The following is a 12379-nucleotide window of genomic DNA, read 5'->3' on the forward strand; positions in this document are numbered from 1 at the left end:
CGCAGCCGCAGCTCCAGACGTGTCGCCACTCCTCAGGCCGCCGAGCCCCATTGCTTCATCAGCGCCGCCGAGCGGGCCAACTGCGGGGCAGGATGGAACTCGTGGCCGAGCCTGGCTGCGGCACGCCACGGCCAGCGCGGATCGGCGAGCAATGCGCGGCCCAGCGCCACCATGTCGGCCTGGCCCTCGCGGATTATGGCATCGGCCTGCTCAGGCTGGTCGATCATGCCGACGGCGCGGACCGGGATGCCCGTCGCCTTCTTCACCGCCTCGGCGAGGTGGACCTGGTAGCCGGGGCCGGTACGCAGGCTCTGGTGTGGGGAATTACCGCCGCTCGAACAGCATAGGTAAGCGACGCCCGCCTCACGATAGGCCTTGGCGACTTCGATCGCCTCCTCGAGGGTGAAGCCGCCATCGACCCAGTCGGTCAAAGACATGCGGGCGCCGAGCATCAGGCTTGGCACCGCTTCCTTGACGCGGCGGGCGATCGTCATGGCAAAGCGCATGCGGTTTTCGAGCGAACCGCCCCAGCGGTCGCTGCGGTGGTTGGACAGCGGCGACAGGAACTGGTGCAGCAGATAGCCATGCGCCGAATGCAGCTCGATGAAGTCGAAGCCGGCGCGTTCGGCCCGCTGCGCCGCCTGGACGAAATGGCCGATGGTCTGCTCGATCTCGTCTTCATCAAGCGCATGCGGCACCTGCCAGCCATCGGCATAGGCAAGCGCCGAGCATGACACCACAGGCCATGCATCCTCTTCCGGCTTGAGCGGGCCCGAGCCGTCCCATGGCCTGTGATTGGAGGCCTTGCGGCCGGCGTGCGCAAGCTGCACGCCGAACTTCGCACCTGGCGTCGCCACCCGCCGCGCTGCGTCGAGGGCGCGTTTCGCAGCCGCTTCGTTGGCATCGGAATAGAGCCCCATGCAGCCATGGCTGATGCGGCCGCGCCGTTCGACATCAGTCATCTCGACGGTGACCATGCCTGCGCCGGACATGGCGAGGTTCATCCAGTGCTGCAGGTGCCAGTCGGTCGCGGAGCCGTCGTCGGCGGAATACTGGCACATCGGCGCAACCGCGATGCGGTTGGGGAAATCGAGCGTGCCGAGCTTGATCGGCGAAAACAGATGGGCGGTCATGACGGCTCCTGGGCTTGGTAAGGCGACTGTAAGATGTTTGACGGGGCGGGCAACCGTGTTGCATGGGGCCAGACCGTGCTAACAGTCGCGACCCTGCCGCGGCCCAACGGCGGCAATGGCGAATCGGAGGGGTGGATGACCACGACCAGGGACCGGCTGGAGGCGATCCTTTCGCGGCTTGCTGCGCGCGCTGGTGAAGAACGAGTCTTCATGAAGCTCTATGCCGATGTGTCGCGCGCCGCCGCCGATGCCGCTGATGCGCGCCGCCGGGCAGGGCTGATGCTCGGGCCACTGGATGGCACAATCGTCTCGATCAAGGACCTGTTCGACGTCACTGGTGAGCCGACGCTGGCCGGCTCGGTGCTGCGGCGCGATGCCGAATCGGCACGGGACGACGCGCTGGTGGTCAAGCGCTTGCGCCGCGCCGGTGCTGTCATCATCGGCAAGACCCATATGACCGAGTTCGCCTTCACCGCGCTCGGCATCAACCCGCATTACGGCACGCCGGGCAACGCCGCCGATTCCAGGCTGATCCCGGGCGGCTCGTCCTCGGGCGCCGCAGTCTCGGTCGCCGAAGGCAGCTCCGACATTTCGATCGGCTCGGACACCGGCGGCTCGGTCAGGGTGCCCGCCGCCCTCAACGGTGTCGTCGGCTTCAAGCCGACGGCACGGCGCATTCCGCTTGATGGCGCGTTCCCGCTGTCGCCGTCGCTCGATTCCATCGGCCCGCTCGCCAACACAGTGGCGCAATGCATCGCCACCGATGCGGTCATGTCAGGCAAGGAGCATTTTTCGCTGCCACCGCTGTCGCTCGCTGGCCTGCGCCTCGCCATCCCGCGTGGCCGCCTGCTCGACGAGATGGCGCCCGGCCTGGCGGCCAGCTTCGAGCGCGCGCTGCACCTGCTTTCGGCTGCCGGTGCGGTGATCGGCGACTGCCAGATCGACGACCTGTTGGCCGATTTCCGCGCCGCGACGCGGACAGGCACCATCGCTGCGATCGAGGGGGCCTCGATCCACGCCGATTGGCTGGCCAATGGTGCGTCTGTGCCCATCGACCCCAATGTCAGCGGCGCGCTTGGCCGCGCCATGCAGGTTCCGGCGGTCAGCTACATCAGGACGATGAACCGCCGCGTCGAGCTTGCCGCCGCCATGGACGCGCGGCTGTCTGCGCATGATCTCGTCGTGCTGCCGACGACGCCCGTGCCGGCACAGCCGATGTCAGACATGCTGGCCGACCTTGCGCACGCCAACCGCATCGAGGGGCTGTTGTTGCGCAATACCCAGGTCGCCAACCAGTTCGACCTCTGCGCCCTGTCGCTGCCGATGGCCGGTACGGCGCTGCCGTCCGGCCTGATGCTGATGGCCCGCCATGGCCACGACCGCCGACTGCTTTCCGCTGGCCTTGCCGTCGAGGCACTGCTTAGGGATAGGCCATGACCGGTTTGATCACCGACGACGGCGTCGTCACGCGCTGGCTGGCCAAGGCCGCCGACCGGCTGGTGGTGCTCGATTTCCTCGTCGCAAAATTCGAGACCGGACGCGACTACAGCGAGCGCGAGGTCAACGACGTCCTCAAGCGCTACCACAGCTTCGGCGACTGGGCCCTTTTGAGGCGCGAATTGTTCGAGAGCGGGCGCTTTTCGCGCAACCCTGTCACCGCCATCTATCGCCGTGCCGATGCCCGTTAAGTCGGAGGTTTGCTGGCCTCTTGCGGAGCTGGCCTGAATAATGGTCATCTGGCCGCTACAACGTTGCAGGCCGGAATCGGACGAGGAGTTTGCCATGCCATCGACAATGAAGGGTCCCGCGATCTTCCTCGCCCAGTTCGCCGGCGACGCTGCGCCGTTCAATTCATTGAAATCGATTACATCGTGGGCAGGTGGTCTCGGCTACAAGGGGGTGCAGATCCCGACGCCCGACGCGCGCCTGTTCGATCTTCAGAAGGCTGCGACGTCGAAAACCTATTGCGACGAGATCAAGGGCATCTGCGCCGATGCGGGTGTCGAGATCACCGAATTGTCGACCCATCTGCAGGGGCAACTGGTGGCGGTGCACCCGGCCTATGACGCGCAGTTCGACGGCTTTGCGCCCGATGCGGTCCGCGGCAATGCCAAGGCGCGCCAGCAATGGGCGGGCGAGCAGATGAAGCTCGCAGCCAAAGCATCGCAGAATCTCGGGCTCACGGCCTGCGTCTCCTTCACCGGCGCGCTGGCGTTTCCCTATCTCTACCCTTGGCCGCAGCGGCCCGCCGGCCTGATCGAAGAGGCCTTCGCCGAGCTCGGCAAGCGCTGGACGCCCATTCTCGACGCCTATGACGAGGCTGGCGTCGACCTCTGCTTCGAGCTGCATCCGGGCGAGGACGCCTTCGATGGCGCCACCTTCGAGATGTTCCTCGACGCCGTCGGCGGCCACAAGCGTTGCAACATCAACTACGACCCGTCGCATTTCCTGTTGCAGCAGCTGGACTATCTCGCCTTCATCGACATCTACCACGAGCGCATCAAGGCGTTTCACGTCAAGGACGCCGAGTTCAATCCCGACGGCCGCCAGGGCGTTTACTCCGGCTACCAGGGCTGGCTCGGCCGCGCCGGGCGCTTCCGCTCGCTGGGCGACGGCCAGGTCGATTTCACCGGCATTTTCTCCAGGCTCGCGCAGTATGGCTACGACAGCTGGGCGGTGCTCGAATGGGAATGCTGCCTCAAGCATCCGGAAGACGGCGCTGCCGAAGGGGCGCCATTCATCGAAAGCCACATCATCCGCGTCACCGACAAGGCGTTCGACGATTTCGCCGGCGGGACGAGCGACCCGGCGACGCTGCGGAAGATGATGGGGATCGAGTAAGCGGACACCGGAGGTGCCGAGGGACAGCACCTCCTCTGTCCGGCCGGACAGAGAGGGCGTGGAGCGCAGTCGGGGAACAACCAGGAGGAAAGCATGACAATCGAAGGACGCGGTGACAAGTCGGCCGGCCCGATCCGCTACGGCATGGTCGGTGGCGGGCAGGGCGCCTTCATCGGTGCAGTCCACCGCATCGCCGCCCGCATGGACGGCGATTTCCAGCTTGTCGCAGGCGCGCTGTCGTCCAATCCGGAGCGCGCCAAGGCCTCCGCCGCCGAGATCGGCCTCGATCCCGAGCGCAGCTACACCTCCTATGCCGAGATGGCCAAGGCCGAGGCGAAACGGCCCGACGGCATCGAGGCGGTGGCCATCGTCACGCCGAACAACGTACACTATCCCGCCGCCAAAGCCTTCCTCGAAGCCGGCATCCACGTCATCTGCGACAAGCCGCTGACGGCGACGCTTGCCGAGGCGAAGAAGCTCGCGGCACTCGTCGAGAAGACCGGCAAGGTCTTCGTTCTTACCCACAACTACACCGGCTATCCGATGATCCGGCAGGCGCGCGAGATGGTCGCCAAGGGCCAGCTCGGCGACATCAGGGTCGTCCAGGCCGAATACCCACAGGACTGGCTGACCGAAGATCTCGCCGCGACCGGCCAGAAGCAGGCCTCCTGGCGCGCCGATCCGAAACAGTCGGGCGTCGGCGGCGCCACCGGCGACATCGGCACCCATGCCTACAATCTCGCCCGCTTCGTCTCCGGCCTGGAGCTCGACAGCCTGTCGGCCGATCTCGACGCCTTCGTGTCGGGCCGGCTGCTTGACGACAACGTCAACGTCATGCTGCGCTTCAAGGGCGGCGCCAAGGGCATGATCTGGGCAAGCCAGGTGGCGCCGGGCCACGAGAACGGGCTCAAGCTGCGTGTCTATGGCTCCAAGGGCGGCATCGAATGGGTGCAGGCCGATCCGAACTACCTCTGGTACACGCCCTTCGGTCAGCCCAAGCAGCTGATCACCCGCGGCGGCGTTGGCGCTGGCCTCGCCGCAGCCCGCGTCACCCGCGTGCCGTCCGGCCACCCGGAAGGCTATCTCGAAGGTTTCGCCAACATCTACCAGGAAGCCGCCCGTGCCATCCGCGCCGCGCGCAAGAAACGCGGCAAGCCGGCCAAGGACGTCATCTACCCGACGGTGCAGGATGGGGTTGAGGGCGTGGCATTCGTCGAAGCCTGCGTGCGCTCGTCGAAGAAGAACGCCGCGTGGACGAAGCTTTAGGGACAGGCTCTGGTCAATCTGGGGACATTGCCGACCCAACCGGCTGGCAATGCTCCCGAACCAACTTTGGTACCATCTTTCCAACCGGCTAGCCGCGCTCTGCGGCGCGTGGCAACCAGCAGTTCCTTGCATCTGCTGGACAGCCATTCATGCATTCGAGATGGGCCCTTTCCGCGTCCCTGTTGGCGATCTGCGCCGTTTCATCAGCTCACGCGGAAGACCTCCTGGCCAAGCGCTGGGGCCCGTGGGTCGAAACCGGCGGGCAGTTCGGCAAGGGCCGTTCACTCGGTGAGATGAACCTGTTCGTTCCGCTGCTCCAGAACAGCGACACGCTTGTCTTCACCGATCTGCGCGGCAAGTTCGACAACAACGATTCCGTCGAGGGCAACTTCGGCCTCGGCATCAGGCACATGCTGCCGTCCGGCTGGAACCTGGGAGCCTATGGCTATTACGACATCCGCCGCTCGCCCTATGGCAACAATTTCCATCAGCTGACGCTCGGCGCTGAGGCCCTGGGCGAGGTCTTCGATCTGCGCGCCAACGCCTACCTGCCGGTCGGCGAGACCGAGCGGCGAATGGACCTCGGCGCGACCGCGACAGTTGGTCCCTGGAGCAGCCAGGCCGTGCTGACCGGCACGTCGCTGGCGATCCAACACCAGGCGGTGCAGACGACAACCACCAGCTACAGGGTCGAGAAGGCGCTGGCCGGCGCCGACGCCGAGATCGGCATCAGGCTGCCGGTGTTCGAGCCGGATTCGGGCTTCGACATGCGCGCCTTCGTCGGCGGCTATTATTTCGGCGGCTCCGACGTGGAGGCGATTGCCGGCCCACGCGCGCGGCTCGAATTCACCGCCGCAGACTTCATCGATCTTCCCGGCGTGAAGCTGACCGCCGGGCTGACCTTCCAGCATGACGATGTCCGCGGCGAGCAGTGGATCACCCAGGCGCGGCTGCGCATTCCCCTGCAGGCAGCCTCATCCGCCGGGCGCGAGCCGCTTTCCTACATGGAACGGCGCATGACCGACACGGTGGTGCGCGACGTCGATATCGTCTCGACCACCCGCAACGGAACCAGGTCGAAGTACGATACGCTCACCTCGTCCGAAGATGCGGTCAACACGTGGAACGGCAAGACCATAACCTCGGTCGTGCGGATCGACGGCACGACCCAGGATCAGGCGGCCCTCCAGGCCGCGCTCGACAGCGTCGGGGCCCAGGGCATCGTGCTCTTGAACGGCAACCTCGCAGCTGCGGGCGCCATATCCCTCAACGACAAGCAGTTGCTCGTCGGCGGCGGCACAGTGCTCAAGCTCAAGGGCGCGACCAGCGGCGTTGCCGTCGACTATGCTGCAGCGGGCAGTGCGGGCCGCATTTCCGGTGCGGCCACCGACACCCTGGTCAGGATGGCCACGGACAGCGCCATGCGCGGGATCTCCGTCGAGAACACCTCGTCGAATGCCAACTCCTGGGCCATATCAGGTGCCAGCGGCGCCAGCCTGCGCGACGTGTCGGTCATTTCGGCTGCCAACGGGGGTAGGGTCGACGGCACAGCGAACTTCACCCTTCAGGGCGGCAGCATCACTGCCGCCAAAGGCAGCGCCATCGCCATCACCGACAGTACCGGGGTCAGCATCGGCGGCGCCACCATCGTCCAGAATGGCACCAGCGGCATCGGCATCGTCGCCGACAATGTCGCGGGCCGTATCGAGGGCAACACCATCACCACCAATGGCAATGGCAGCGGCTACAACGACGCCCATTCGTTGGCGCGCCCGGCCCATGGCCTGTCGGTCAGCAACAGCGGCGGCCTGACGATTGCCAACAACACCATTACCATCAATGGCGAACTGGCCAACGGCATCAACGTCACTGGCAGCGCCGGCATCGCAATTGCCGGCAACAAGGTGACCACCAACAACTACATGAGCCGCGGGATACGCCTTATCGACAGCGACGGCGCCACCATTTCCGGCAACACCGTGGCCACCAACACAACGAACGATACCTACCTGTCGCTCAACACGGCGGCCTTCGGCATCATGACCGAAGGAAGCGATAACCTGACGGTGAGCGGCAATTCTGTGACGACGCGCGCGAGCGGCGCTACCGGCATCCTTCTGCGCTTTAGCGCCAACAGCACCATATCCGGAAACACAGTGACGACCAACGGCGAGAACGCAACGGCCGTCGCCGTGGTGGGGTCAGCCTCCAACACTGTCAGCGGCAACACCCTGACGACCACGAACCCGAACAATTCGCATGGCGTCTCCCTAGGCTTCAACAGCCACAACGGGGTGGTGGAAAACAACACCGTGACTTCAGCTGGTCCGTTTGGCGTTTACGTCTGGTCCTCCGGCGTGGCCGTACGCGACAATCGCCTCGTCGGGCGAGGCAACAGCGGTGTTCTGACAACGGCAGGCGATACCATCGTCACTGGAAACACGCCGTAAGGAGGCCGTCGTCGAAGGCTGCACGCGCTCGCCGCGGAATGAGCGCGGCCGGAGCAGACCGGACACGACCTGCACCGCTATTTGACCTATGTCAAAACCGAAACGGCGCTGAGTGCTACACCTTGCCTCGAAGGCATCGAGAAAGGGGAATTGCATGTACAGCCACATTCTTGTTGCGACCGATGGATCGATCATCTCACAAAAGGGTGTCGAGCACGGCCTCAAGCTGGCCAAGAGCGTCGGAAGCAAGGCCACTATCGTCATCGTGACAAAGCCATTTCCGCTGCTGGGCACGACGGTGACGGGCTGGGTTGCGGGGGACAACGACATTCGCCGCTACGACGCCAGCCAGAAGGAATTTGCCGAGACAATCCTGGGGTCGGCCAGACAAGTCGCCGACGAAATCGGCATCGCCCCCGACCTTGTTCAGGTTACGGCGGATTCTGCCGCGGAAGCGATCGTAGAGAAAGCTCAGACGCTTGGATGCGACCTGATCGTCATGGCCTCTCACGGTCGTCGCGGGGTGGGCCGCCTGCTGCTGGGCAGCCAGACGGCCAAAGTTGTCCAATACGCCCATACGCCGGTGCTTGTCGTTCGCTAGGCGACATTCGTTGCCGCGCTCCGCTGGTCTGGCGGAGCGCAATCCACATACATGAATAATTGTATACATATTGGCCAACATTAATCTTCCAAATCGTACACAACCTATGCATACATAGCCCCGCGACCGACCGGGGCGGCGCCCATGCCGGGGGAGACGCGGCATGGCGGCCTGCGGTCACATCAAGGGAGGGAAAGCATGAAACGTAAATTCCTGGCGCTCTGCGCTGCAACGGCTGCACTCATGGTGGGCGCGACCGCGGCGCAGTCCGCCACCACGCTCGAAACCGTCAAGGCGCGCGGCAAGCTGATCTGCGGCGTCTCGCTCAGCACGCCGGGCTTTGCAGCTGCCGACGACAAGGGCCGCATGCAGGGTTTTGACGCCGACATCTGCCGCTCGATCGCGGCTGCCGTGTTCGGCGACGCCGACAAGGTCGACTTCGTCCTGACCAACATCAACACGCGCTTCCAGGCGCTGCAGTCGGGCGAGATCGACGTGCTGTCGCGCCAGACGACGGCGACCTTCTCGCGCGAAGCCTCGCTCGGCATCGATTTCGGCCCGACCGTGTTTTATGACGGCCAGGGCCTCCTGGTGCCCAAGTCGCTCGGCGTCGCCTCTGCCAAGGAGCTGACCGACGCTGCGATCTGCACGCTGCCCGGCACCACCACCTCGCAGAACCTGACCGACTTCTTCCGCACTGTAGGCGGCAAGTTCGAGCTGGTGGTGTTCGAGAGCCCCGACGAGAATCGCGCCGCGTTCTATTCCGGCCGCTGCGAGGCAATCTCGTCCGACCGTTCCGACCTCGCTTCGATCCGCGCCGTCGCCAACAATCCCGACGACTACGTGCTGCTGCCCGAAACCATCTCCAAGGAGCCGCTGGCGCCCGCCGTGCGCCAGAACGATTCCAACTGGCGCGACATCGTTTCGTGGTCGGTCTACATGCTGATGGCCGCCGAGGAGAAGGGCATCACCCAGGCCAATGTCGACGAGATGGCGAAACGCGAGGATCCCGAGATCCAGCGCATGCTGGGCGGCGCCGACGAACTCGGCAAGATGCTCGGCCTCGACAACAAGTGGGGCTACAACATCATCAAGGGCGTCGGCAACTATGCCGAGGTGTTTGACCGCAATCTCGGTGAAAAGACCAAGCTCGGCATGACGCGTGGTCCCAACACGCAGTGGAATGCCGGGGGCCTGCTCTACGCACCGCCGGTCCGCTAAGAAGTGCAAGGTCCGCGCCTTCAGCCGGCGCGGACCTTGTTCTTGTTCCCCTGGCTCCAGCAATCTGACATCGGCTTTCGGACATCGGCGCGCCCATGCTGTTTTTGAACGACGCGCGGTTTCGTGCGGTCTTCTACCAATTTCTGGCCATTTCGCTGGTGCTGCTCGCCGCCTCGGCGATGTACGCGACCGCGAGCGCGAACCTGGCCAAGCAGGACATCGCCACCGGCTTCGACTTCCTCTCCAGACAGGCCGGCATCGCCATCAGCGAAAGTTCGATCGCCTACGGGCCGACCGATACAGTGGCCCGCGCCATCCTCGTCGGGCTGATCAACACCATCAAGGTATCGCTCCTCGCGGCATTGTTCGGCACCTTCATCGGCGTGCTCGTCGGCATCGGACGCATGTCGACGAACCCGCTGCTCAGCCGGCTGATGCTTGCCTATGTCGAACTGCTGCGCAACGTGCCGCTGCTGCTCTATTTGTTCCTGTGGTATTTCCTGATCATCCTGGTGTTCCCGCCGGTACGCCAGGCGATCCAGCTGTTTCCCGGCTTCTTCCTCTCCAACAGCGGCCTCGCCATGCCTGCGGTCGAATGGCAGAGCGGTTTCGGGCTGACCTTCGCGGCGCTGGCGTTCGGCGTCGTTGCGGCACTCGTCGTGCGCGCTGTCAGCCAGCGCCGGCGCATCCAAAGCGGCAAGGCCAATGCCGGCTGGATTTTTGCGCTCGTCCTGCTCGTGCTGCCGGTGCTCGCCGTCTGGGCCAGCGGTGCGATCTCGCTGAGCTGGAGCGCACCCGAAGCCGGGCGCTTCCGCCTCACCGGTGGGCTGCAGATCCGTCCGGAGTTCGTGGCGCTGCTCATTGGCCTGATGCTCAACCTTTCTGCCAGCGTCGCCGAGATCGTGCGTGCGGGCATCCAGGCGGTCAGCAAGGGCCAGTGGGAAGCCGCCCAGGCGCTCGGCCTGCCGCGCTCGCGCACGCTCCGCCTCGTCGTGCTGCCGCAGGCGCTCAGGGTCATCATCCCGCCTTTGACCAACACCTATCTCACCGTTTTCAAGAACAGCTCGCTGGCGATCGCCATCGGCTATCCCGACCTCGTCATGGTCTCCAACACCATCATGAACCAGACCGGCCAGGCGATGGAGACGATCGCCATCTTCATGGGCATCTATCTCGGCCTGTCGGTGGCGATCTCGCTGTTCATGAACTGGTACAATGCGCGTGTCGCGCTGAAGGCGCGCTGAGATGAGCGACACCCAGGTCCTTCCGACGGCCGTCAATCCGGTTGCCCGCCCGGCGCGGCGCTCCGTGTGGCGCACAGCCTATTTCGGCACGCCGGGCAATGCGCTCGTAACGCTGATCTGCGGCGCCGTCATCCTGCTCGTTGCCAAGCTCGCCTTTGGCTGGCTGTTCCTCGATGCCGTGTTCGACGGCGGCGCCGACGCCTGCAGGCAAAGCTCCGGCGCCTGCTGGCCGTTCCTTGCCGACAAGCTGCGCTACATGCTGTTCGGCTTCTATCCGTTCGAGGAGCAATGGCGGCCCTTGGTTGCCCTTTGCCTGTTCCTCGGCGCGTGCAGCGTGTCGATGGTGCCGCGCGTCTGGGGCAGGGGCCTTTTGCTCGCCTGGGCGCTCGTCATCCTGCCCGGGCTCTATGTGCTGATGGCCGGCGGCATCTTCGGCCTGACGGCGGTACCGACGTCGAAATGGGGCGGCCTGCCGCTGTCCTTCATGCTGTCTTTCGTCGGTCTTGCCTTCGCGCTTCCGCTCGGCATCGGCCTGGCATTGGCGCGAGCCTCGCATCTGCCGGCGATCCGCGTGCTCGGTGTCGGCTTCATCGAGCTGGTGCGCGGCGTGCCGCTGATCAGCATCCTGTTCATGGCCGCCGTCATGCTGCCGCTGTTCATGCCTGACGGCGTCACCATCGACAAGCTGCTGCGCGCGCAGGTGGCGATCATCCTGTTTGCCGCCGCCTATATTGCCGAGATCGTCCGCGGCGGCCTGCAGGACGTGCCGACGGGCCAGTTCGAAGCCGGCCGCGCGCTTGGGCTGCATTACTGGCAGGTCATGCTCAAGATCATCCTGCCGCAGGCGCTGAAGAAGGTCATCCCGGCGCTGGTCAGCCTGTTCATCGCGTTCTTCCAGGACACCACGCTGGTCACGATCATCGGCCTGCTCGATTTTCTCGACACTGTCCGCACCGCCCTGCGCGACCCCGACTGGCAAGGCATCGCCGTGCTCGAAGGCTACGTCTTCGCCGCCGCCGTGTATTTCCTGTTCAGTGCCTTGATGGGCGGTTACAGCCGTTTTCTCGAGCGGCACTTCAACACGTCATATCGATAGTCATCTGGGCTGGAGAAGTTGACGAGAGGGGCGCGGGACTTCTCCAATCACCCGCGTCGAGGGAACCGTTTCGACCCGCACCTGTTGTTACCCCAGTAACAGAGGAGGCTATCGAGATGATTTTCCGAAGCACACTTGCCGCATCCGTCCTGCTCGCCGGCACAGCATTCGCGGTCGCCCAGACGGTGGTCGTCACCCCCGAGCAGGAAGTCGTTGTCCGGGAATATGTCAAAACCAACCCGGTCATCGTTGAACGTCCATCCAACTTCGAACTCGTGGTCGGGGCGATCATTCCCGACATTCTCAAGCCGGGCGCATTGGCAGAGAACACGCTGCCAAGTCAGTATCAGTATGTCGTGATGGACGGCCGTACCGTTCTCATCGACCCGCAGACCCGCAAGGTCGTCTACATCATGGACTGATCGTCGGAGCGCCCTGATCACGAAATTCGTCGGGCGCCTTCGGTTCCCCATCCCGCGATCATCGAGGTGTCGCCGCTTGACGGCGACACCTCGTACTTCAATACC

General features: G+C 64.7%; 11 protein-coding genes. 10 read left to right on the plus strand and 1 reads right to left on the minus strand.

Annotation, left to right across the window (positions count from 1 at the left end):
- Positions 1-32: 32 nt before the first annotated feature.
- A complete protein-coding gene (locus tag H5P29_RS14225) occupies positions 33-1133 on the minus strand; it encodes an NADH:flavin oxidoreductase/NADH oxidase (protein ID WP_154386343.1) in 1101 nt (366 codons plus the stop codon).
- Between the two features lie 135 nt (positions 1134-1268).
- Between H5P29_RS14225 and H5P29_RS14230 the strand changes: the two genes are divergently transcribed.
- The 10 genes from H5P29_RS14230 to H5P29_RS14275 all read left to right on the plus strand — a co-directional run bounded on the left by H5P29_RS14230 (position 1269) and on the right by H5P29_RS14275 (position 12274).
- Positions 1269-2570: an amidase gene (locus tag H5P29_RS14230; RefSeq protein ID WP_067966311.1), complete on the plus strand. Its 1302-nt coding sequence runs from the start codon at positions 1269-1271 to the stop codon at positions 2568-2570.
- Positions 2567-2821: a DUF2087 domain-containing protein gene (locus H5P29_RS14235; RefSeq protein ID WP_154386342.1), complete on the plus strand. Its 255-nt coding sequence runs from the start codon at positions 2567-2569 to the stop codon at positions 2819-2821. The genes H5P29_RS14230 and H5P29_RS14235 overlap by 4 nt, the downstream gene beginning before the upstream one ends.
- 94 nt (positions 2822-2915) lie before the next feature.
- Complete coding sequence (locus tag H5P29_RS14240) at positions 2916-3974, plus strand: sugar phosphate isomerase/epimerase (RefSeq protein ID WP_067966312.1); 1059 nt, start codon at positions 2916-2918, stop codon at positions 3972-3974.
- 93 nt (positions 3975-4067) lie between these two features.
- Complete coding sequence (locus tag H5P29_RS14245) at positions 4068-5240, plus strand: Gfo/Idh/MocA family protein (RefSeq protein WP_067960186.1); 1173 nt, start codon at positions 4068-4070, stop codon at positions 5238-5240.
- A gap of 149 nt (positions 5241-5389) precedes the next feature.
- Positions 5390-7690 carry a right-handed parallel beta-helix repeat-containing protein gene (locus H5P29_RS14250; RefSeq protein WP_154386341.1) on the plus strand — a complete coding sequence of 767 codons (2301 nt, stop codon included), beginning with the start codon at positions 5390-5392 and terminating at the stop codon, positions 7688-7690.
- Positions 7691-7844: 154 nt separating this feature from the next.
- Positions 7845-8291, plus strand: a complete 447-nt coding sequence (locus H5P29_RS14255) for a universal stress protein (protein WP_154386340.1) — start codon at positions 7845-7847, stop codon at positions 8289-8291.
- Positions 8292-8489: 198 nt separating this feature from the next.
- Positions 8490-9512, plus strand: a complete 1023-nt coding sequence (locus H5P29_RS14260) for an amino acid ABC transporter substrate-binding protein (RefSeq protein WP_154386339.1) — start codon at positions 8490-8492, stop codon at positions 9510-9512.
- Between the two features lie 95 nt (positions 9513-9607).
- Entirely contained in the window at positions 9608-10756 is a 1149-nt protein-coding gene (locus H5P29_RS14265) for an amino acid ABC transporter permease (protein ID WP_154386338.1), read from the plus strand.
- A gap of 1 nt (position 10757) precedes the next feature.
- Entirely contained in the window at positions 10758-11852 is a 1095-nt protein-coding gene (locus tag H5P29_RS14270; protein ID WP_067960202.1) for an amino acid ABC transporter permease, read from the plus strand.
- A gap of 116 nt (positions 11853-11968) precedes the next feature.
- Entirely contained in the window at positions 11969-12274 is a 306-nt protein-coding gene (locus H5P29_RS14275) for a DUF1236 domain-containing protein (RefSeq protein ID WP_067960206.1), read from the plus strand.
- The last annotated feature ends 105 nt before the right edge of the window (positions 12275-12379 follow it).

The sequence above is a fragment of the Aminobacter sp. MDW-2 genome (genome assembly GCF_014250155.1).
Taxonomy (GTDB): domain Bacteria; phylum Pseudomonadota; class Alphaproteobacteria; order Rhizobiales; family Rhizobiaceae; genus Aminobacter; species Aminobacter ciceronei.

What these genes read in the sequence shown, in the direction of transcription:
- H5P29_RS14225 (WP_154386343.1), bottom strand. Translation starts at nt 1,133, where the DNA reads ATGACCGCCCATCTGTTTTCGCCGATCAAGCTCGGCACGCTCGATTTC.
- H5P29_RS14230 (WP_067966311.1), top strand. Translation starts at nt 1,269, where the DNA reads ATGACCACGACCAGGGACCGGCTGGAGGCGATCCTTTCGCGGCTTGCT.
- H5P29_RS14235 (WP_154386342.1), top strand. Translation starts at nt 2,567, where the DNA reads ATGACCGGTTTGATCACCGACGACGGCGTCGTCACGCGCTGGCTGGCC.
- H5P29_RS14240 (WP_067966312.1), top strand. Translation starts at nt 2,916, where the DNA reads ATGCCATCGACAATGAAGGGTCCCGCGATCTTCCTCGCCCAGTTCGCC.
- H5P29_RS14245 (WP_067960186.1), top strand. Translation starts at nt 4,068, where the DNA reads ATGACAATCGAAGGACGCGGTGACAAGTCGGCCGGCCCGATCCGCTAC.
- H5P29_RS14250 (WP_154386341.1), top strand. Translation starts at nt 5,390, where the DNA reads ATGCATTCGAGATGGGCCCTTTCCGCGTCCCTGTTGGCGATCTGCGCC.
- H5P29_RS14255 (WP_154386340.1), top strand. Translation starts at nt 7,845, where the DNA reads ATGTACAGCCACATTCTTGTTGCGACCGATGGATCGATCATCTCACAA.
- H5P29_RS14260 (WP_154386339.1), top strand. Translation starts at nt 8,490, where the DNA reads ATGAAACGTAAATTCCTGGCGCTCTGCGCTGCAACGGCTGCACTCATG.
- H5P29_RS14265 (WP_154386338.1), top strand. Translation starts at nt 9,608, where the DNA reads ATGCTGTTTTTGAACGACGCGCGGTTTCGTGCGGTCTTCTACCAATTT.
- H5P29_RS14270 (WP_067960202.1), top strand. Translation starts at nt 10,758, where the DNA reads ATGAGCGACACCCAGGTCCTTCCGACGGCCGTCAATCCGGTTGCCCGC.
- H5P29_RS14275 (WP_067960206.1), top strand. Translation starts at nt 11,969, where the DNA reads ATGATTTTCCGAAGCACACTTGCCGCATCCGTCCTGCTCGCCGGCACA.